The sequence below is a fragment of the Corynebacterium sp. LaCa_70 genome, assembly GCF_058182015.1.
Map to the genome: position 1 here is coordinate 2,253,631 of NZ_CP190914.1, position 20,454 is coordinate 2,274,084.

At 55.4% G+C, this 20,454-nt stretch carries 22 protein-coding genes and 2 pseudogenes; 12 read left to right on the plus strand and 12 right to left on the minus strand.

From position 1 onward, the window contains the following. Positions 1–11: 11 nt before the first annotated feature. From glpK to serS, 4 genes are read right to left on the minus strand one after another with little or no spacing between them, the layout of a single operon-like run. Positions 12–1,550 (minus strand): glycerol kinase GlpK, encoded by a 1,539-nt coding sequence (glpK, locus tag ACP8MI_RS10235; RefSeq protein WP_239212021.1) that lies wholly within the window; start codon positions 1,548–1,550, stop codon positions 12–14. Between the two features lie 7 nt (positions 1,551–1,557). Next, positions 1,558–2,412: an HAD family hydrolase gene (locus tag ACP8MI_RS10240; RefSeq protein ID WP_284589870.1), complete on the minus strand. Its 855-nt coding sequence runs from the start codon at positions 2,410–2,412 to the stop codon at positions 1,558–1,560. Further along, the gene (locus tag ACP8MI_RS10245; protein WP_239212022.1) at positions 2,409–3,287 is read right to left on the minus strand and encodes a lysophospholipid acyltransferase family protein; all 879 of its coding nucleotides are present in this window, start codon (positions 3,285–3,287) and stop codon (positions 2,409–2,411) included. The genes ACP8MI_RS10240 and ACP8MI_RS10245 overlap by 4 nt, the downstream gene beginning before the upstream one ends. Further along, on the minus strand, positions 3,284–4,534 hold the full coding sequence (gene serS / locus ACP8MI_RS10250; RefSeq protein WP_049150018.1) for a serine--tRNA ligase: 1,251 nt from the start codon (positions 4,532–4,534) through the stop codon (positions 3,284–3,286). The genes ACP8MI_RS10245 and serS overlap by 4 nt, the downstream gene beginning before the upstream one ends. A gap of 44 nt (positions 4,535–4,578) precedes the next feature. On the opposite strand from serS, the gene ACP8MI_RS10255 reads away from it, so the two are divergent. Then, positions 4,579–5,601: a septum formation family protein gene (locus tag ACP8MI_RS10255; protein ID WP_026168087.1), complete on the plus strand. Its 1,023-nt coding sequence runs from the start codon at positions 4,579–4,581 to the stop codon at positions 5,599–5,601. Between the two features lie 32 nt (positions 5,602–5,633). Further along, positions 5,634–5,981 (plus strand): metallopeptidase family protein, encoded by a 348-nt coding sequence (locus ACP8MI_RS10260; protein ID WP_049150016.1) that lies wholly within the window; start codon positions 5,634–5,636, stop codon positions 5,979–5,981. Between the two features lie 14 nt (positions 5,982–5,995). On the opposite strand, the gene ACP8MI_RS10265 is transcribed toward ACP8MI_RS10260, so the two are convergent. Then, positions 5,996–6,646, minus strand: a complete 651-nt coding sequence (locus tag ACP8MI_RS10265) for a histidine phosphatase family protein (RefSeq protein WP_049150015.1) — start codon at positions 6,644–6,646, stop codon at positions 5,996–5,998. 36 nt (positions 6,647–6,682) lie between these two features. Further along, complete coding sequence (pheA, locus tag ACP8MI_RS10270) at positions 6,683–7,555, minus strand: prephenate dehydratase (protein WP_284589869.1); 873 nt, start codon at positions 7,553–7,555, stop codon at positions 6,683–6,685. Between the two features lie 97 nt (positions 7,556–7,652). Between pheA and ACP8MI_RS10275 the strand changes: the two genes are divergently transcribed. The 8 genes and pseudogenes from ACP8MI_RS10275 (at position 7,653) to ACP8MI_RS10310 (ending at position 15,661) form a co-directional block, all read left to right on the plus strand. Beyond that, positions 7,653–7,898 carry a plasmid mobilization protein gene (locus ACP8MI_RS10275; RefSeq protein WP_239212025.1) on the plus strand — a complete coding sequence of 82 codons (246 nt, stop codon included), beginning with the start codon at positions 7,653–7,655 and terminating at the stop codon, positions 7,896–7,898. Next, positions 7,895–9,004 carry an amidase gene (locus ACP8MI_RS10280; RefSeq protein WP_284589868.1) on the plus strand — a complete coding sequence of 370 codons (1,110 nt, stop codon included), beginning with the start codon at positions 7,895–7,897 and terminating at the stop codon, positions 9,002–9,004. Before ACP8MI_RS10275 ends, ACP8MI_RS10280 begins: the two co-directional genes overlap by 4 nt. A 50-nt stretch (positions 9,005–9,054) precedes the next feature. Beyond that, complete coding sequence (locus ACP8MI_RS10285; protein ID WP_420361718.1) at positions 9,055–10,728, plus strand: LCP family protein; 1,674 nt, start codon at positions 9,055–9,057, stop codon at positions 10,726–10,728. Positions 10,729–10,886: 158 nt separating this feature from the next. Further along, positions 10,887–12,238: pseudogene (locus ACP8MI_RS10290) on the plus strand (IS256 family transposase). Between the two features lie 568 nt (positions 12,239–12,806). Next, positions 12,807–13,547 carry an AAA family ATPase gene (locus ACP8MI_RS10295; RefSeq protein ID WP_049150008.1) on the plus strand — a complete coding sequence of 247 codons (741 nt, stop codon included), beginning with the start codon at positions 12,807–12,809 and terminating at the stop codon, positions 13,545–13,547. A 46-nt stretch (positions 13,548–13,593) separates the two neighbouring features. Next, positions 13,594–14,040 carry a hypothetical protein gene (locus tag ACP8MI_RS10300; RefSeq protein WP_284589867.1) on the plus strand — a complete coding sequence of 149 codons (447 nt, stop codon included), beginning with the start codon at positions 13,594–13,596 and terminating at the stop codon, positions 14,038–14,040. A gap of 40 nt (positions 14,041–14,080) precedes the next feature. Continuing rightward, positions 14,081–15,169: an AAA family ATPase gene (locus ACP8MI_RS10305; protein WP_284589866.1), complete on the plus strand. Its 1,089-nt coding sequence runs from the start codon at positions 14,081–14,083 to the stop codon at positions 15,167–15,169. 174 nt (positions 15,170–15,343) lie between these two features. Then, the gene (locus ACP8MI_RS10310) at positions 15,344–15,661 is read left to right on the plus strand and encodes a hypothetical protein (RefSeq protein WP_049150004.1); all 318 of its coding nucleotides are present in this window, start codon (positions 15,344–15,346) and stop codon (positions 15,659–15,661) included. A gap of 204 nt (positions 15,662–15,865) precedes the next feature. Here the strand turns inward: ACP8MI_RS10310 and ACP8MI_RS10315 are convergent, their stop codons facing one another. Then, positions 15,866–16,045 carry a hypothetical protein gene (locus ACP8MI_RS10315; RefSeq protein WP_284589865.1) on the minus strand — a complete coding sequence of 60 codons (180 nt, stop codon included), beginning with the start codon at positions 16,043–16,045 and terminating at the stop codon, positions 15,866–15,868. A 15-nt stretch (positions 16,046–16,060) separates the two neighbouring features. Here ACP8MI_RS10315 and ACP8MI_RS10320 point away from each other — a divergent pair, with 15 nt between their 5' ends. Together ACP8MI_RS10320 and ACP8MI_RS10325 are read left to right on the plus strand one after the other, a co-directional pair. After that, a complete protein-coding gene (locus ACP8MI_RS10320; protein WP_284589864.1) occupies positions 16,061–16,363 on the plus strand; it encodes a DDE-type integrase/transposase/recombinase in 303 nt (100 codons plus the stop codon). Continuing rightward, positions 16,347–16,568: an integrase core domain-containing protein gene (locus tag ACP8MI_RS10325; RefSeq protein WP_082150581.1), complete on the plus strand. Its 222-nt coding sequence runs from the start codon at positions 16,347–16,349 to the stop codon at positions 16,566–16,568. Before ACP8MI_RS10320 ends, ACP8MI_RS10325 begins: the two co-directional genes overlap by 17 nt. 16 nt (positions 16,569–16,584) lie before the next feature. Here the strand turns inward: ACP8MI_RS10325 and istB are convergent, their stop codons facing one another. The 5 genes and pseudogenes from istB to ACP8MI_RS10350 all read right to left on the minus strand — a co-directional run bounded on the left by istB (position 16,585) and on the right by ACP8MI_RS10350 (position 20,452). Next, entirely contained in the window at positions 16,585–17,382 is a 798-nt protein-coding gene (istB, locus tag ACP8MI_RS10330; RefSeq protein WP_049150002.1) for an IS21-like element helper ATPase IstB, read from the minus strand. Positions 17,383–17,445: 63 nt separating this feature from the next. Beyond that, positions 17,446–18,588, minus strand: coding sequence for an IS21 family transposase (gene istA, locus ACP8MI_RS10335; RefSeq protein WP_284813356.1), 1,143 nt, complete (start codon positions 18,586–18,588; stop codon positions 17,446–17,448). 424 nt (positions 18,589–19,012) lie between these two features. Further along, a pseudogene (locus ACP8MI_RS10340) lies at positions 19,013–19,204 on the minus strand (hypothetical protein); the annotation flags it as partial. 61 nt (positions 19,205–19,265) lie between these two features. Beyond that, the gene (locus tag ACP8MI_RS10345) at positions 19,266–20,072 is read right to left on the minus strand and encodes a chymotrypsin family serine protease (RefSeq protein WP_284590038.1); all 807 of its coding nucleotides are present in this window, start codon (positions 20,070–20,072) and stop codon (positions 19,266–19,268) included. Beyond that, a complete protein-coding gene (locus ACP8MI_RS10350) occupies positions 20,069–20,452 on the minus strand; it encodes an SdpI family protein (protein ID WP_161796694.1) in 384 nt (127 codons plus the stop codon). Before ACP8MI_RS10350 ends, ACP8MI_RS10345 begins: the two co-directional genes overlap by 4 nt. Positions 20,453–20,454 lie beyond the last annotated feature (2 nt).

The following is a 20,454-nucleotide window of genomic DNA, read 5'->3' on the forward strand; positions in this document are numbered from 1 at the left end:
GCTAGCGGCTATTAGCTGTCATCGGCGGCATTTTCCCAGCCCAGCGTGCGTTCTACTGCTTGATTCCACATGTGGTAGAGCTGCTCACGCTGGGCTTCTGGCATTTCCGGCTCCCACACCCGGTCAGCCACATAGTCATCATCCGAAAACTCCCACCACCCAATGCCGATACCGGCTGCCAGCGCGGCACCCCACACGGTGGTCTCAATCATTTCCGGACGCTGTACCGACGATCCCAAAATATCAGCCTGCATCTGCATGAGCAGATCATTCGCCACCATTCCACCATCAACACACAGGCCCGATAACTCGCGTCCGGCATCTTTTTGCATGGCTTCAACCACCTCCCTGGTTTGAAAACACGTGGCCTCCAGGGCCGCACGCGTGATGTGGCTGCGATCGGCAAAACGGGTTAAGCCCACAATCACCCCCGCGGCATCCGGCCGCCATCGCGGAGCAAACAACCCAGAAAACGCCGGGACAATATACACCCCACCGTTATCGTCGGCAGCGATCGATTCGCTCGAGGCAGCATCCGGGATAATCCCTAATTGATCACGCAGCCACTGGATCAACGAGCCGCCCACTGCGACAGATCCCTCCAGTGCGTACACCGGCTTTTCCCCTTGTTGCTGGTAGGCGACCGTGGTAAGCAAACCATGCTCAGAAAATTTCGGTTCCGTGCCGGTATTGAGCAGCAAAAACAGGCCAGTGCCGTAGGTATTTTTCGCATCACCGGGGTGGAAACAACGCTGCCCGAACAAAGCAGCTTGTTGGTCGCCCAAAATACCGGTGATCTGCACGCCGGTTAACGAACCACGGTGGCGCACCGCGCCCACCTCACCGATCGATGGGACGATCGTCGGCAAGATCTGTTTAGGCACGCGCACGGCTTCGCAGAGTTCATCGTCCCAGTCCAAGGTGTGCAGGTCGAGCAATAAGGTGCGCGAGGCATTAGTCACGTCGGTGATGTGTAGCGCTTCGCCGGAACCATTGTCACGGTGGTCCCCACTGCCCCGATCATCGTCGGCGTCGCTGTTTTCTTCTGCACCACCGGTGAGGTTCCACACCAGCCACGAATCAATGGTGCCGGCCAATAACTCGCCGCGCTCGGCGCGCTCACGGGCGCCGTCGACATGATCCAAAATCCACGCGATCTTCGGACCCGCCGGATAAGAATTGGCCAACAAACCGGTCTTCGCCTGCCACACCGTTGCATCAGAAAACTCCCCACCGGTGCGGGTATCCTGCCAGACAATCGCGTTATAAATCGGCTCCCCGGTGGCTTTCTCCCAGACGACGGCGGTCTCGCGCTGGTTGGTCACCCCCAGGGCTTTCACATCACGGGCGGTGATGTCGAGTTCCACCATCGCAGAAGAAATCACCCGGCGCGTGTTCGTCCAAATCTCATTCGGATCGTGTTCCACCCAACCTTTCCGCGGCATGATCTGCTGGTGTTCCAGCTGAGCTTGCGAGACCACTGTCCCGTCGCGGTCAAAAATAAGGCACCGCGTGGATGTGGTGCCTTGGTCGAGTGCAGCGATATACATGGTTGTTCTACAGCCACCGTTCTATGATTTCGGCGATCCCGGCATCGTCGTTAGACCCAGTCACCATATCAGCCGCCTGGCGCACTCTCGGGTGTGCGTTTTCTACCGCGACCCCTAAACCGGCCCACTGCAACATTTCGATGTCATTGGGCATATCGCCGAAAGCCACCACCTCTTGGGCGTCCACCCCCAGGTGCTTGGCGAGATATTCCAGGCCAGCGGCCTTGTTGACCCCTGGTGCTGCGACCTCCAACAACCCCGCGTCGATGGAATATGTCAGGTGTGCCCGACGGCTATCAACGTGCTCTGCCAGCAACGCGTACATCTCGTTGGCGGTCATAGCCGGGTTGCGCAGCAGGAATTTCACGGCTGGTTTGTGCCACACCTGTTCCGTGGGAGCGGTAATAAATTGCGAATCCGCCCACGTGTGCGCGTAGTTTTTCGCGGCAACAAATAGCTCGGTGGGGTCTTGCCGCACAGAATAACCGGCGTATTCTGCAGCGATGCTCACCCCGCCATAGGGAGCAAAAATGTCTTGCGCAGTGTAGTAAACCTCTTCCATCAACTCTGGCGAGATTTCCGCGGCGGTAAGTACCTCATCGGCGGCACAGTCATAAATCACCGCACCGTTGGAGGTGACGCACACGGGGCGCACGGCGAGTTGCTCCAGCACCGGCTGCAACCAGCGAAAAGGCCGCCCCGTCGCGAGTGCAAAGTGTATTCCCTGCGCGGTGGCCTGGTGTACGGCATCGCGGACTCGTTGCGGCACACGGTCTGCCGAGTTCAGAAATGTACCGTCGATGTCACTCACGATCAGCCGCGGGGCCGGGCCGACGGCGTCGGTTCCGCAAGGCTGGCTCACTTGTGGTCTTTCTTTCCCGCTTTCGCTGCTTTTGCAGCTTTCTTCCGGTCACGTTCGGCCCGTGCGGCGGCATCAATCTCGGCGGCTTGTTCCAGGGTTGGTGCGGCACCGCCCAACGATGCGGGCATCCACGGCAAGCCGGGCTCGAAAGGCCCGTGGCGCTCAGCGTATTTCTCGCGGGTGGTCACCAGCAGCTTTTCCATCGCTTCTTTGAGTGCTGCGGTGTCTTTTTCTGCAGAACCGCTCAGCTCAATAGGCGTGCCGACGGCAACCCGAATCGGTACCTTGGGGCGCAGTAAATTTTTCGGCAAGCCTTTGGTCCAGACGCGCTGCGAACCCCAAATAATCACTGGCAACAACGGCGCATCTGCTTCATCTGCTATACGCACGGCACCGGTTTTCAAATCTTTGATTTCAAATGCGCGTGAGATCGTAGCCTCTGGGAAAATCCCCACGAGTTTGCCTTCGCGCAATTTTTGCACCGCAGCATCCTTGGATGCAGCACCTTTTCCTGCAGAACGGTCCACGCTGATGTGGCCCATCATCCGCAGCAAAGTCCCTACCACCGGAGTATCGAAAATCGCCTTTTTCGCCATCATGCGCACGGTGCGGTGCCCACGCACATAGGCCGGGTAACCACCCAAGATGAAGTCGTAATAGCCGGTGTGGTTGATCGCCAGAAGCGCGCCACCATCAGCAGGGATATTTTCGGCGCCATCCACGGTCACTTCGATGCCCTGCAGAAACATCAGCCAGCGAGCCATCGGTACCACCGGGGTGCCATACGGAAACTCGCGGGCTTCTTTCGGGTGCTTGTTCAGCTTCGGCAGGTTTTCCGGCACACGGAGCCGAGCCCGGCTGCGGTAGCGTGTCACGCCAGGATCTCCTTGCCGACGAACGGCCGCAGGGCTTCTGGAACCACCACGGTGCCGTCGGCTTGCTGGTGGTTTTCCAGAATCGCGACCAGCCAGCGAGTAGTGGCCAATGTTCCGTTCAGCGTCGCGGCAGTCTGAGTTTTGCCCTGCTCATCGCGGTAGCGCGTCGACAAACGGCGCGCCTGGAAGGTGGTGCAGTTCGACGTGGAGGTCAACTCACGGAAAGTTTGCTGGGATGGCACCCAGGCCTCGTTGTCGAATTTGCGTGCAGCCGAAGTTCCCAAATCGCCACCAGCGACGTCGATGGTGCGGTACGGAACGTCGATGGCCGCCAGCATGTCCTTTTCCAGGTTCAACAAAGCCTGGTGTTCGGCTGCTGCATCCTCAGGTTTGCAGTAGCTGAACATTTCTACCTTGTCGAACTGATGCACGCGCAAAATACCGCGGGTGTCCTTGCCGTGCGAACCGGCTTCCCGACGGAAGCACGACGACCAGCCGGCATAGCGAATCGGGCCGTCGGCAAGATCAATGATCTCGTCCTTGTGATAGCCCGCCAGCGCCACCTCCGAGGTGCCCACCAGGTACATATCATCGCGTTCCAGGTAGTAAATCTCGTCGGCGTGCTCACCCAAAAAGCCAGTACCGGACATAATTTCTGGGCGCACCAAAACCGGCGGCACCATCAACTGGAAACCGGCTTCGCGGGCTTTCTGCGCGGCGAGCATCATCATGCCCAGTTGCAGAAAGGCGCCGTCGCCAGTCAGATAATAAAAACGCGCACCGCCGACCTTGGAACCGCGAGCCATATCGATCAGGCCCAGTTTTTCGCCGAGTTCCAGGTGGTCTTTCGGCTCGAAATCAAAATTCGGGATTTCGCCAACGCGCTCGATCTCGATGAAGTTTTCTTCACCGCCCGCCGGTGCGCCTTCGACGATATTCGGCAGCCGGTACTGGATGGCGTTGACCTCATCCTCAGCCGCTTTTTGCTCTTCCTGTGCCTGCTTGACCTTCAGTTTTAACTCCGAAGAACCTTCCAGGAGCGCTGGGCGCTGCTCCGCAGAAGCCTGACCAATCTTTTTGCCGAATGCCTTTTGCTCCGCGCGCAGATCATCCGCGGTGGCAATGGCGCGACGGCGCTTTTCATCAGCAGCCAACAGCTCGTCGACAAGCTGCGGATCCTCGCCGCGGGTGCGCTGCGACTGTCGGACAAGGTCAGGGTTTTCGCGCAAAAACTTCAGATCAATCACGCCTCCAGAGTTTAGCGTGAAACGACAAGGTAAACTAGCTGCCGATGAGTACTCAGGCATCGTGGCGATCAGCAGTAGCAGTGCGCACCGCGCTGGTGACTGCCCTCGCCAGCGCAACGGCATTAACCGGCTATGGGCTGTTTTCCGACGACGGCGCCGCCTCCACAGGCCAGGCGAACGACAGCACCGTCAACGCCAACCCGACAACGGAGTCTGCGCAGAAGCCGAAACCACAGGTGGCATCGTTTACCACCGCTGATGCCGGCGCGTGCCTGACCTGGAATATTGACGCCGACGGCAAGATTAATAGCTTCGAGCAGGCTGATTGCGCCGAAGAGCACCGTTTTGAAATTTCCGCGCGGGAGGATCTGAGTGCGTACCCGACTGCCGAGTTCGGCCCGGAGGCGGAAATTCCTGGCACCGCCCGGCAGGCCCAATTGCGCGAAGAACTCTGCCGGACACCAACGTTGCGGTACCTGGATGGGCGCTTTGATCCTTCCGGGAAGTATTCCATTGCGCCAATCTTGCCGCCCGCCCCGGCCTGGGAAAACGGGGACCGGACCATGCTGTGCGGTTTGCAAAGCACTGATTCCCGCGGCGTTCCGCAGTTGACCACCGGCAAGGTCTCCGAGCGTGACCAGGCCCGGGTGTACAGCGCACAATCGTGCCTGCGTATCGAGGAATCCCAGACGCTGACGGAGGTCGCCTGTGGCGAGCCGCACCAGATGGAGGTGACCTCCACGGTCAATCTGTTGGAAAATTTCGCAGACGGCTACCCGGCTGAAGAAGCGCAAGATGAGTTTCTTGCCGACGTCTGCACCCGCGCCGCCGAGGATTACTTAGGCGGCGAAGAAAACCTGTATCAGTCGACGCTGCAACCGTATTGGGGCGCACTGAGTGAGGATTCCTGGCGCAACGGTTCCCATTCGGTGAATTGCACGCTGGTGCATGCCCGCGATGGCGGCGGTTTTTCCACCATTGAAGGTACGGCACGTGAAGGCCGCGGTGCGTTGACGATCGATGGCGGCCCACCGGAAGAACGCCCGGAGCGCAACCCGCGGCGTTAGCTGGTCGTGGTAACCGATTGCGGTAACTGATCATGGTGGACATCAGCGACGAGGATTTCGAGGAGCTAGTGCTGGATGCACTGGATAAAATCCCGGATGATTTTGCGTATCGCCTGCGCAATGTTGCCATTTTGATTGAGGATTTTCACCCGGACAACCCCGAGATTTTAGGCCTGTATGAGGGCGTGTCCTTGGTGGAGCGCACTCACCACCACACGGGGTTTTTACCGGACGCGATTTTTGTCTACCGCGAGGCGCTGAAGCGTTATTGCAGCAGTGTGCAGCAGCTTGCCGACGAAGTCGAGGTGACTGTGTTTCATGAGGTTGGGCATTATTTCGGTATGGACGAAGAGCAGCTGCATGCCGCTGGTTTTGGGTAAAGGTTGCTCGGTACCTAAAGCAGCACCCCCAGATCATAATCGCCCCAGCGGTCGAGCTTCCACTGCCCAAATTCCCGCCCTGCCGGGTCCAGCACGATATAGCGGCAGTTCGGCAGATACCATTCAAATGCTTGCCGCGCATCCAGGCCGGTAAGGTAACGCGCCACCACGCGCACCACGGTGCCGTGGCTGGCAATGACCGTGGTGTGATCGCTGGCTGCGGCTTGTTCCATCACTGGTAAATAGCGCGCCAGAATCTCGGGGTAGGTTTCACCGCCGGGGGTTGCTGCGTGTTCGTCGCCTTCGAGCCACCGCAGCAAACACTGGTGGTATTCGGCGATTTTCCCCATGTCTTGGCTCATCTCATAGTCGCCAGCGAATACCTCATACAAACCTGGGGTGACCTGCACCGGGATGGTATAGGGTTCTAGCCCACGGAATTGCTCGAAGGCCCGGGCAGCGATCTCAGAGGTTTGCTGCGTGCGGATGGCCATCGACGACCACCACTGCGGGATTTCTCCCAGTTCACGGGCAAATTCCTCACCGACAGCGTGGGCTTGCCGACGCCCGAGCTCGCTGAGTTCTGCTCCCGGCGGGCGGGTATCCAGGTAGCCGTGGATATTGGAATGCGTTTGCCCATGGCGGAGCAAAATGACTTTTCCCATGCTTAACCCCTGCCTATGAGTTGCCGTGCCTGTGAATTACCGTGCTTTGGGCCAGGAGCCGAGGAATTGCACTTTCTCGCACCGCCGCTCCAGGGCGGCGACTGCCGCGGCCACCGGCGCGTCGTCGATGTGGCCATGCATGTCGAGGTGAAAGCGGTAGGTGCCCAGTCCGGTGCGCGTCGGCCGGGATTCAATGCGTGATAAATCCACCCCGTGGCCAGCGATTTCCTGCAGTACGCCGGCCAATGCGCCGGGTTCGTTGTGCACGTGAAAAATGATTCCGGTGCGATCATTGCCAGTGCGGGGTGCAACGCTTCGCTGCGCCGCAGTAAGTGCAATGAAACGAGTCTGGGCGCCGGAAACATCCGCCACCCCTTGTGCCATCCGCGCGAGCCCATGCAGATCAGCGGCATTATCCGGGGCAGCAGCGGCATCGACACGGCCTTGCACGACCATGCGTGCGGCCTCGCCGTTGGATGGGGCCGGGATGAACTCGGCATTCGGCAAATGATTGTCCACCCAGGTGCGGATTTGCTGATACGCCACCGGGTGCGTCGCAATGCTGGTAATCGCGTGCGGCTTTGCCGCGATTTCCTCGGTACCAGTCAGGATGCTGAATTGGATATCCAGTGTGGCCTCGGCGAAAATCTGCAATCGGGGGTTTTCCACCAATGCATCGTGCGTGGCAGTCACTGCGCCTTCGACGGAGCTTTCTGCGGCTACGACGGCATAGTCGGCCTCGCCTGCGCTGACACGTCGTAAAGCCTCACCCGGCGAAGCCACCGGAACAGCGGTAACACCAGTCTCTGCATCGTGTTCCGCCCCAGCAAACGCCCCGGCGCGCTGTAGCTTGTGCAGTGCGGCCTCGGTGAAAGTTCCGGCGGGTCCCAGGTATGCCACGGTGCTCATGCCCGCTAGATTACCCTGCTATTTCACATCATTCTGCGATTGAAAAACACGGAAGTAAAAAGTACCCCTGAGGATATTTTCGTTATACGATATAGGCATGCCAGTTAAAGCAACAGAACATCAAATTGATGCCTGGGTTTCTGAAGCCGAGGCCGGGTATGACGTGGAAGCACTAAAAAAACGTGGTCGCGGCCGCCCAGGTCGAGGTGCCCAACCCTCCCAAGTAATCGCCGTTCGATTAACCGCTGAAGAACTAAAAATTGTCGATAGCAACGCAGACGAGCTGGGGATTTCACGATCAGAATTTATCAGACATGCCATTCAAGCTGTCACTAAATCATGACACCTCGCCACCTCCCCAACCCCGAGCGGCTGGCGGGTTGGTCGATTCCGGCAAAGGATCTTTACGACGTCGCCGGGCTTCCCACCACCTTGGGCAATATCTCCCGCAGATATATTGCCCAGCGCACCGAGCCGTTTCTAGCGCATCTGCAAGCCCAGGGCGCGCGCATCGAAGCAAAAACCGCATCTTCTGAGCTGGGCTTACGCATTGATTGCGAGCCGGTAGGCCTGCCCGCCCCGACGAACCCCTTGTGGCCAGGAGCTACCCCGGGTGGCTCTTCTGGCGGTGCTGCAGAACTGGTCGCACTCGGTACTGTGCGCGCCGCGCATGCCTCGGATGGCGGTGGCTCGATCCGTGTTCCGGCTGCGGCCTGCGGGCTTGTCGGTTTCAAACCCACCACCCCGCGGCCACCTGGGATGCAGAACGGGGCGTTGGCGGTGCAGGGGTTTGTCACGACCACGGTGGCCGATTCCGCTTTCTTGCACGCTCTCAATCCCAGCGTTTCTCGTGTGCGCGTCGGCCTGTTGACGGACCCAATTTTGACGGACGCCGAGGTTGCCGACCCCATGTTGCAGGCCACAGAGCTAGCCGCCGAAGCGCTTGATTCCGCGGGCCACCAGATTATCCCGATCACTGCGTTTCCCGGTGAGCGTACCCTAGACGCCTTCCGCACGATTTTTAGCTCCGCGCTCGCCACCGCGCTTGCCGACGACACATTAGCACCAGGCTCAGGCACCGTCGGCTACCCGCACTGGGTGGTGGAGCTAGGGCGTCGGCAAGCGCCAACGGATGTGCAGGCAGCGAAAAAACACGCCTTCGCACTGAATGGTCTGTTGCATTCTTTTTGGAACGTTGATGTGGTGTTATCGCCCACGCTCTCCCACGATCCACCGCCGCTGGGCCATTTTGCTGCGATGGAGCACGCCCGGTGTTTTGCCGAGCAAACCCGTTGGTCGCCATGGTGTTCGGTATTTAATATGACGGGACGGCCCGCTATCTCTATTCCGGTGGCTTTGCCTGGGCGTCCACCGGCTGGGGTACATCTGGGGTCAGTCACGCTTGCCGACGACGAGCTGCTCGGGCTCGCACTTGATGTGCATGCCTGAGTTTTTGGCTAACGAGCAGCCTGCGAGCAAGGGTAGGTAAAGTATCTGCCATGAATGATCGCGGAGAACGGCCAACTGGACGGCACGGGGAATCCCACGGGCCTGCAGAAGGTGACGTCGTCCTGGGGCGCGACGGTAAGCCGCTGCTGGATCGCTACGGTCGGCCGGTGCGACGGCGCCCGCGCCCGGCGCAAGGTGGAACGCGGGAAGGTAGTGGTCGGCATTCCGCTGGAAGCAACCGACATTCCGCTGACGGCGGGCGTCATGCCAAGCCGGAAGCTCCGCAAGAAGCTTCGCGTGTCCCTCGTGCTGCGCGCCCAACGCGCACTAATCGGGCCGATTCGCGTGCAAACCGCCCGCAAATTGATCGAGAAAAACTGCGCCGCGAGCGCGCCATTTATGACGCCCAGCGAGCCAACTCCGCGCGTAGTAATGCAGGCCGCGAACAGCTACAGCAGCAACGCAACCAGAGGAGAATCCCTGCGGAACCAACCCGTATGGATCTCGGTGGTCCAGCAGCTGGCGGTGCTATCGGTGGTGCTGTCGGTGGCGCCGCAGCAGGGTACGCGCAGGGTCGTGCTGCGGGGCATGGACGTCACAGTGAAGTGCCGCGTCGTTCCGCGCAACAATTCCCCCAGGCACCCCCACAGCAACAGCCCCCGCAACAGCGGCCGCCACAAAATTATGTCGGGCAGCCCTACGCGCAACAACCTGGGCAGCCCTACCAGCAAGCCCACGTTGATCTACGGAATCAGCACCCCGGTGCAACCGCCGGGCACGGTTTCGGAAAGTTTAGTGCGGCCGGGTTGCGCTCGAAGCTGCGCCGCCCAAAATTCGGTTGCGTGGGGTGTCTGGGCTGGCCGTTGGCAGTGCTCGTGGTGTTACTGCTGGTCATCGCTTTTTGGGCAGACGCCCAGCTCACCCGCGTGGCTTCGGAGCCTGAGGCGCCTATCGGATCCACCAAGGGCACGAACTGGTTGTTGGTTGGTTCGGATTCACGCGTGGGCTTAAGCGAAGAAGATATCGCGCGCCTGGGCACCGGTGGCGATATTGGAACGGGCCGCACCGACGCGATCATGTTGCTGCACCTGGAAGGCACCAGTGCACAGCTAATTTCCATTCCTCGCGACAGCTACGTCGACGTACCCGGTTTTGGGCAAGACAAGATCAATGCGGCGTTTACTTATGGCGGCCCACAACTATTGACGCACACCGTGGAAGCCAACACCGGCGTCAGCATTGACCACTACGCCGAAGTGGGCATGGGCGGTTTGGCCAATATTGTCGACGCTATCGGCGGAGTGGAATTGTGCCCTTCGGAGCCGATTGATGATCCATTGGCGAATCTCAATGTTGGCGCAGGATGCCAAGAAATGGACGGTGCCAACGCACTGGGCTATGTGCGTACCCGTGCCACCGCGATGGGTGATTTGGACCGTGTAGAACGCCAGCGAGAGTTTTTCTCTGCGCTGATGCACGAGGCCACCAACCCGTCGACGCTACTCAACCCGTTTGATGTATTCCCGATGATCAGCTCGGTATCGAAATCGTTTACCGTCGGCGAGAGCGATCACGTATGGCACCTGGCCCGCCTGGCATTGTCAATGGGTACCGGGGTGGAAACCACGACGGTACCGGTGGGAGGTTTCGCCGATACCGACGTCGGAAACGTGGTGCTCTGGGACGAGATTGAGGCAGAAAACCTCTGGAACTCGCTGCGCTAGTTATTGACCCTACAGATTAGAATCTGGTGCGTCCTAGTTTTTGTTCGGTTTGAATAGCTCGCAAAATCTTGACTGCGCCCAAAAATATGATCAGGCTGCGAAGGAGAGTGTCAGGAAGTTTGTGTGTGAGGTTCTAATCTGAAGGAGTTTCACCGATAATGACTACGGTGTCACCGAAGAAAAGCCATGACCCGACGAGGGTCAACGAGATCAGCGAGAAGCTGATGGAAAACCCTTAAGCTCGCCAGCTTGATCAGCGAGCTGTCGGCTTCCGCTGATGATGCAAGCGAGCTGGTCAAAGGCCTGCTACAGGCATCGATCAATGTTGGCCTACAGGCGGAGATGGATGCGCATTTGGGCTACAGCCATTCCGACCGCAACACCAAAGCCCAGGTCAAAACCTCACAGGAGAATAACCACCGCAACGGGTCGTACATCAAGACCGTCAATTCTGGATACGGCGCGGTGGAAGTAACTGTGCCCAGGGATCGTGCCGGCACGTTTACTCCCCGCATGGTGCCCAAGGGTGCACACAGGCTCACAGAGCTCGACGACATGATCGTCTCGCCCTACGCCGGCGGGATGACAGTGCGCGATATTTGCCACCATCTTTCCACCACGCTGGGGGGTGGATATGAGCCCGGATACGATCAGCACCATTACCGATGCGGTCTTGGATGAGGTCATGATCTGGCAAAATCGCCAGCTCAACGAGTTTTACCCGGTGATCTTCCTCGACGCCCTACGCGTGAAGATCCGTGACGGCCACCGTGTGGTCAACAAGGCTTGCTACATGGCGGTTGGTGTCGACATCGACGGCATCAAGCACATCCTGGGATTGTGGATCGCTGACCATGAAGGTGCTGCATTCTGGGCATCAGTCTGCGCAGATTTAGCTAACCGCGGGGTCCAGGACGTGTTCATCGTGTGCTGCGATGGGCTCAAGGGCCTGCCAGAAGCCGTGGAGGCAACCTGGCCGAATTCCATGGTGCAGACTTGCACTGTGCACCTGATTCGAGCTGCGAACCGGTGGGTGTCTTATCAGGACCGCAAATCTGTCTCTCGCGCGCTGCGTAAGGTCTACACCGCCACCAATGAGGACACCGCACGCGCCAACCTGGATGCTTTTAAGGCCAGTGAACTGGGCCTAAAATACCCCCAGTCAGTCAAAGTCTGGCGCGACGGGTGGGAGCGGTTCGTGCCGTTTCTACAGTTCCCGCCTGCGGCCAGGCGAGTGCTCTACACCACCAATTCAATCGAGTCACTCAACGCTTAGGCTGCGTAAAGCTACCCGTAACAGGGGCCAATTCCCGAACGATACCGCGGCGCTGAAGACACTGTGGTTGATGATCTGCAACATCGAAGACAAGCGTGCTGCCCAGCGAGCGAAGAAAGCCAAACGCAACAATGAGTGCAAGGCTATATTGAAGGAGCGAAAGCCACCGGGTGGAAACAAGCCATTAACCAACTAGCCGTGGCGTATCCGGATCGATTCGCGGATTATTTGTAAACCAAGCCCCCGCACACAAACAATCGGACACTCTCTGCCCCCACGGATGGGGTCGAAATCCGCTATCTTCTTGCGGAGAGTAATGGGAATTGCCATCCCCGCATTGTCAAGAAGGCAGAGTCCAAAAAGTCGTTAGACATTCTGTTCACAAACTTCTTGGACTCTGCGTCAAAAACTAACTGGACTCCGAGTCCAAGAAGTCACTAGACATCACAGTCTTAGAGCTAGGCCTTGAGCACCGACCCACATGACTCGCTCATCACATTATCGAAGCACATACCATTACGCCCTACGAACGAAGTAACACCCAACTTTCTCCAAGCCCCCTTGGGGTTGCCCGCAGGGACGCTTCCCCTCTCCCTGAAAATCCAACCCAAACGAAGAAAGATTCCGGTGACGATCATTCCCAAAAAATGGTCTCTGCAAAAGGTTACTAGGCTTAAAAAATCATTGTAATTTTCGGCAAGAAAAATCTTCCGTGATGATACTCTAAAGCGGGAAAATCTTGCGCCCCCTGCGCAACTAGATGAAGCTCTCAACAGTCAATTTCCTCAGAGAAGGGTAGAAAATGCAAGGGATATCAAAGCTAGCTTCAATCGAAGTCGACTTCAAGCATGTTGGAACTCAACTAATCCCACTGTTTTTGTCCACGTCTAATCAGTCGAGCTCCATTGGCCGCGCTGCAATCGTTTATGGAAAAAATGGCGCGGGCAAATCCTCTTTGGCTAGAGCCCTGAAAGAACCTACGAGCGGTTTCCGAGCGTTTGATAGAGACAACCGCCCGCTCGATCTCCAAGATGCCTCGGACATTCACGTGTTCGATGAATCTTTCATCAACGAAAATGTGCGTCAGGTCGGCCACGAAAAACTGAACCCTGTAATTCTTTTAGGGGAGCAGGTAGATCATCAAGAAGAGATTGAAGAAAAGGAGAAAACTCTTAGCCAATTAAACAATTCACATCGGAATATCGAAAAGAAAGTCTCTAACCGCAACAAAGCTTTGGAAAACGCCAAAACGAGGTTAACCCAATCGCTAAAAGGATCTTCCGATAGCGAAGAAGGCTCCTGGGCGAACCGCGCTTTTGCCCTACATGGAAAAAAGAAAAAGATTACCGATACGGTTCGAAAAGCTGTAATCGAACTTGGAAAACCAGACACCTCCTTAGAAGCCGTAGCTAGCGAGTTCGAGCAAGCGAAAACGAAACTGTCACAATCGGAAAGCCGTGAAGTCGACAACTATTCTGGCCCTCAGTTCATCCCTTCCCTTGACATTGCTGGAGCTCGCCACGCAATCGAGAAGATTGACTAGAACCGATTCTAGCTCTGATGATGAACTTAAGACCCGTATTCAAACTATGTCGAAGGGTCTAGAAGATCTTCGACATAAATTCAATGATCTGTTCTCACAACAAGCTGATTGCTGTCCGACTTGCTTCCAAGACATTCCGCAAACGCACAAGGACAAAGTCCGCCCATTGCTCCAAAACCTTATTGATGAGATTGAACTGGATTCAGAAGTTCAGGCGTTGACCAACTTCGAGGCCGTCTGGGATGCTAAAATACCGCTTCCAAAGATTGCTAGCGTCCCCTTGGAATTACAAGACAAAGCTTCGAACGCTTCTCAGAATTTGGAGAACTTGAAGTCGCAATTTAATGCTGCTCTGAAGCAAAAGATCGACAACCCTCGGGCAAAGGTTGAATTAAGGGCTGAAGGATTCGAGGGTGCCGTTAAAGATTGGCAATCGGCCATTAAAGAATTAAACAATTGCGTCACCGACCACAACTCGGCCATATACAACTAGGACACAGATTCTCCGACATGCAGACGAGCTAAATTTAAAAATGGCAGCTATCGAAGCTAGCGCAGAAATCGCCAAGTTTTCGGCTGCTACGGACAACTTCGAGAAAGAATCAACCGAATTATCGAACATTCAAACTGAAATTGAGGATCTGAAAGCCGCAATCAAGGATCTACGCCACAATAGCAGCGAAGAAGCTACCGGTGCAGAACAAATCAATGAGCTCCTCAAAGTTGTTTTCGGCCGAAACGGAATTCAACTTCGCCCCTCTGACCACGGCTACATCATAATAAACCGCGAGAAGAAAATGTCCCCCGAATATCTATCTACAGGAGAAAGAAACGCTTTAGCGCTTTCTTACTTCTTTGTGCAGATCGCTGAAGGGGAAGAGTTCGAGGACGGGCTTAAGAAGTCTCACCTCGTTGTACTCGACGACCCGATTTCGAGTTTTGATCTCGATAACAGATATGGAGTAACCGCGCTTATCGGCTTTATGACTAGGCAAATGCTTTGCACCCCAAATGGCTCAAAATTGTTGTTCCTCACCCACGATCCTTCGGTTGCCTACGATCTATCCAAAATCCTAAATGCCAACCTCTCTGGCTCAGAGCTCACTTGGGAGTTTTCGGAGGGTAAGATAACTCACAAGAACTTCGCGGCAAGTGACGTCTACGAAGACATACTCCGCCGTATGTTTTGGGCAACCGCTGACAAAGGCGTTTGCGAGAAACTCACGGCTAATGAAGTTCGGCGTGTATGGGAGGCCTTCGTTACTTTCGAGCTCGGAGAAAAAACTACCGACGCTTCGACTTCCGCGAAGGTCCGGAAATACTTTGAAGATATGGGCGAGAGACAGAAAAAATTCCTAGAGTTCTATCCGGGTCGAGTGTTCATCAATCCCGATTCACATGCCGCATCGCAACTATCTTACTTTAATTTTGGGCTACAACCTTCGTTGGAGTTGGACGAGTTTCAACGTTTTATAGGGGAGACTCTTTGCTTTATGCACATGTTGTCGCCCTACCATATTTCTTCTCGGATTAGCCACAAGTCAGCGGAACGAATAGAAATTAAGAACATGCTCGATAAACGAGTCGAGAACCTGCTTGAGCTCGAAGAAATAAATCTCTAAAGACTCACCTTGAAGGAGGTCGGCAATCCCGCGTCACTCTTGTTAATTCTGGAGAGTGTCGTACTTTCCTAGGAACCGACTGCGGGCCTGACCCCTAGTAGGTTCACTGAGATACCGGTGTGAGGGGTACTGGGTTTGTGACGGGCATGGACTTACATAGGAGATACTTGGCCCATGGCTGTTGCGAAGTACGATCAGGACACCCGCGAGCGCGCGCTGCGCTTGTACTACGAGGTTGTGGCCGAAGATGGTGCCACGAACTCCGGTGCACACCGAAAGATCGGCGGGATGCTGGATATCAACCCAGCCACACTGCACAATTGGATCCACAAAGCATTGGCCACCAATGCACAGGCAATGGCAAAATCCAAGCAGGACAAAAACGCGGAGCTTGCCCAACTACGCACGGACAATCACCAGCTCAAAGAAGCAAACGAGATGTTGAAGTTGGCCTCAGCTTTTTCGCCCAGGAGAAGTGTGAGCGCACACTAAAATAGTCGTCGCTTTTATCGAGCGGCACCGGCACCACTACTCCATCGAGCGGATGAGCCGGATTTTGCGTGAGCACCACTATGACATTTCGGAGTCTGCGTATCGTCGCTATCGCAGCCGGGCTTGTGGTCCGACTGACCCCGAATGAGAAGACGCATATGCAGCACAAAGGCTTCTACGTATCTGGGCTTGCCATCGGGGCGTCTACGGGCGCAGGAAGCTGTGGAAGGCTGGGCCATAGGCTGTGACCAGGTAGGAAGATTGCTGAAAATCCTTGGCATCCAGGAAGTACTGCGGCGCACGGCGATCTGCACGACGCAGTCCCATCCCGGCGACCCGCGCTTTGCTGAGCACTGCAAACGCGCTTGGGATAGCGTTACTCACCCGAATCAGTAGTCGGTGGCGGAATTTAGCTACGTATATACTCACCAGGGCTTGTGCTACGTTGCATTCATCACCGACGTCTACTCCAGGTGGGTTTTTGGATACACGGTGTCACGGACCAAACAGTCTGATTTCGTCCTGGATGCGCTGCGGCAGGCTTTGAGCGTTGGTAACCGCTACGACGCGAAGTTTAGTGCTGTGGGCATCATCTACCACTCGGATGCCGGCTCCCAGTACACCAGCTCTCAACTGTGTACATTGATTGAGCACGAAGGCATTACCAGGTCTATTGGCCCCGTCGGTGACGGCCTACGATAACGCGCTCATGGACTCTACTATCGGGCTGTTTAACAGCGAGGAGATCGACCGTCCCAGGATGCGAACGTTCGCCTCCTGGAAAGAGGTTGAACGGGCCACCGCTGAGTGGGTCAACTGGTACAACACCGAACGCCTCCACGGCTGCATCAACTACATCCCGCCGATCGAATACGAGGCCTACTTGTTAGCGACGGTCGAAATGTAGCCCAAGTTTGTGTTTGTTAGCTTAGCGTCTCGTTGCGTTCTGCGGCGACGGACGGTAGTAGGTCATCGCGACCAGTAATGCGATAGCTCGTTCCTTTGTGCGTGATGATTTCTGCGTGATGAACGATGCGGTCGATCATTGCAGCAGCGATGGCCGCGTCGCCGAAGCACTCGGTCCAGCGTGAAAACGTAAGGTTCGACGTCATAACCATTGATGCCTTCTCGTAGCGGGTCGAGACTAGCTGAAAAAACAAGTTCGCAGCATCAGCTTCGATCGGCAAGTAGCCGACCTCATCGATGACAAGCAGGTCGTAGCGGGCGAGCTTTTTGAGAAACTTCGTAAGCTCGCCTTGACTATGAGCTGTGGTTAGCTGGGATACCCAGCCGGCAGCGGTATCAAAAAGGACTCTAAATCCTTGTCTAGCTGCGATAACTGATAGTCCAATGGCGAGGTGGGTCTTCCCAGTTCCTGGTGGTCCGAGGAATACAACATTGTCTCCTTGGGTAATCCATGCTGAGGTTTCCAAGCGTGCAATACGCGCACGGTCTAGGCCAGGCTGGGCCGTGAAGTCGAACTCGTCGATGGTCTTTACTTGGGGAAAGCCAGCACGTTTGATGCGTATCTTTGCCCCGGATTCGGCGCGTGCTGCTTGTTCAGTAGATAAGACTGCTGCCAGGTATTCCTCAAAAGTCCATGCTCCATCGCGAGCCTGCTGCGCAGTGTGCGCATACGAGGCAGCGATGCGTGGCGCCTTCAGCGCCTGGCATAGGTGTGCGAGTTCGGAATCGATTTGGGTATGTTTTGGTTTATTCATTCGCAATGCTCCCATCCTGAAAGCGTGTCGTAGATCTTCAGATCTGGTATTTCAACCTCTGCGTCAGACGGAATCTTGGCAGGACGCGCAAGCTGTTGACGCATGGCCTTTGCTACGCGGGCATGCTCGGGATCCGTGATGACCTGGTTCTTTCCCCCAGACTCGTTTATGTTTGGCCAACAGGACTCCGGTGCTGTCGGTGACTCGGACAATGTCGATGCCGATCATGATCGTGACGATTTTGCCGATAGCTGTCGGCATGACCGAGTACTTGTTGGAATCGATGTGAACGTAGTAGTTACGAGGAAGGCGTTGCTGACGCAACGATCCTGTTTGCGGCAGATAGGGCGGCAACGGCCGCATCGTGGTCTTCTCGTCTTTCCACCTATCGATGGGACGTTGTTTGAGTGTGGCATGGATACGCTGGTTGGCAACAGTGCCAATCCAGTTATCTAGCTGGTGTTGTGCATCGTGATGATCGCGGAAACTGCGACCGGGAAAGAACGAAGTCTCCAGATAGCGATTGTGCCGTTCAACGATCCCTTTGGTTTCTGGATCCCTGGGAGGTGCTTGTTTGACACCCATGCCTAAGGCCCCGGAAAATCCCAAGACCTGGTCCGTTAAACGAACTCGGCCAATACCAGACTCGTGGTCCCAGAGGATGTGTTGCGGAATTGCTTGAAAGCGTTGTTCAAGGAGCATCCACATCCCGGATACAAGGTCACCGGTTGTTTTCGTCGGCAGGATGCATGCCGCCATAAATCGTGAATACGAGGCCACCATGACCAGTACGGGTGCTGGGAATACACCTCCTGTGTCGTTAGGGATGCCGCCGGCAGGAAACATCAGATCGCATTGAATTTGCTCGCCAATGCGATGCTTGAGCGTATCGACAGGATCTTGAGGAAGGTACTCCGGCCGGATTTTGCGAATGTTCTCACGAAACCATGACATCGACCCAGTCCAGCCGACGCGTTTGGCGATGACGGTTGCCGCTATCTGCGGCTCATCATTTAAAAGTGCGCGTACCTGTGCTTCAACGAGGTCGAAAGCACCGTGTACTTTAGGCCGCTGCCTATATGACGGCGGCTCGTTAGAAGCTAAAGCGCGTTCAACGGTCTTTTTGGCACAACCGACTTCAGCCGCGATCTTTCTAATCGACATGCCCTGCGCGTGCAGTACTCGAATCTGCGCCCAATTATCCATGGAAATCACCTATCCAATTCTGATTGAATGGGCTACTTTTCGACCGCTGCTACTGGGCTACTTTTCAACCGTCGTTAACACTACTACTATCACAATCATCCGGAAACGGATACGACCGAAGCCCAAGCGGCTTAAACACCGCCTTCCACAAACCCAGGCCGATTCAGGAAACCGCCTTCGCCGTGAGTGTTTAACGTCTGGCTGATGAACTCGGGCAGTGAAACGATTCCGATGCTCATCGATGAACCGGATCATTTCTTAACAATTTGGGTCGAGTCATGAGGCGAAAAGCTGAGGCGGCTTTCAACAACTCATTGGTGTCGCGAAGCTGGTGATTTTCTCGACGCAGCTTGGCGACCTCTGCCACAAGGTCCTCAGGCAACCGTTTAGTAACGCGTCCCTCACCTCGAGCGGCCTGCGTCCATTGCCTCGCTGTGTGCCACGAAACTCCCAGCTTTGGGTGCCATGATCTTGCAGGCTGCCTGCATGGAAAGGTTCTCCGCCAGGATGCGATCTTCTACCAAGCGGACCACGCGATGCTTCGCTTCCTGGTCAAATTTTTCTTGGCATGTTCCAAATTTTCCCATCTACTCAAACGGAACAAAACCTGGGGCACTTCACAGCATCTACACATGTGCCTAGAGACAAAGACCGCCGTTCAAAGCTGAACCCGAGCACTACAGATGCAGCTTCAACTTGTATTGTCGCATTTTAGACAAAATGGGCTGGTTAAGCGATTTGGTGGCATCATCATTGCTGCCAGCTGACCCCAGAGCTAACGGCACAATGGTAGACCCGTTAACTCCAAAGACTGGCCCACCAGAATCCCCGGTATCGCTAATCCGGCGAAAGAAAAGCTCTCCCTTCTCTCCTATGGAATCGAAAGGGCCGCAAGATAATCCCGATCTAAAACCAAGGCCACAAATAAAGTCGAATCGAGTAAATGATGCCGAAGGAGCATCTTCATAAGTCATTTCTACTGGGAGGTAACGATTTTCCAGAGGAACTGTTGCCCCCACAACAGATAGGTCAATAACTTCGATCAACGCAAAATCTGAGATGCCAAGATCGGACGTAGTCTGATAATCGGAAACAACTACCTTTCCGATGCTAACAGTTTCGCCATCTTGGTTAGTAAAAGAGAACCTATCCCCTTGAGCACCACAATGCCCGGCAGTGGATAATAGAATTTGATCTCCCTTTTCAAAAAACCATCCTGCAGAACACACCTTTCCTTTATCCTGGTTAGTAATCGCAACTCCTGGAGACAAAACTCTCGGAGCAGCTAAATAAGAGAAGCCCCGGCTATTTCTGTAAATCTTCTCAAAAGCCGGCCCTTCCACGGCATGAGATATTCCGCTAGAGAGCGAAGAACTCCCCTCCGAGGAAGAGAGAACAGTGGCGCTACTGACACCTGCTGTAAATAGGCATACAAAAAGAGCCATGACGACCCCAACCAATAGAGACTGAATTTTACGACTCACCGTGTTTTACCCATTCTTCGTTCATGCTTTGCTACAACGCGGTCCCCTAAAAAGACTAGGACGGCAAAAATAGTAATCCCCAAAAACAAGCTGCAACTAAAAACTACACCCGCATAACTGTTTGCGGTAAAAATCACTATTTCATTAACTACCGCAGCCAAGCTAAAATAGACAGCTAACGATGTAAAGTACGGCGACATTGCCCTATGGGCCATCACCCAGTTTTCTTTTGAACTCAACACACGCGGCGTAAGTATGCCGGGCAAGGAAGTATAAGTTAACGATTTATACTCACCTTTGGGGGACTCTTTCGCGATAAAAAATGTAAAAACCCCTAAAACCGAGAATGTTACTAGCGTAAAAACTGCAGATGTTATCAATT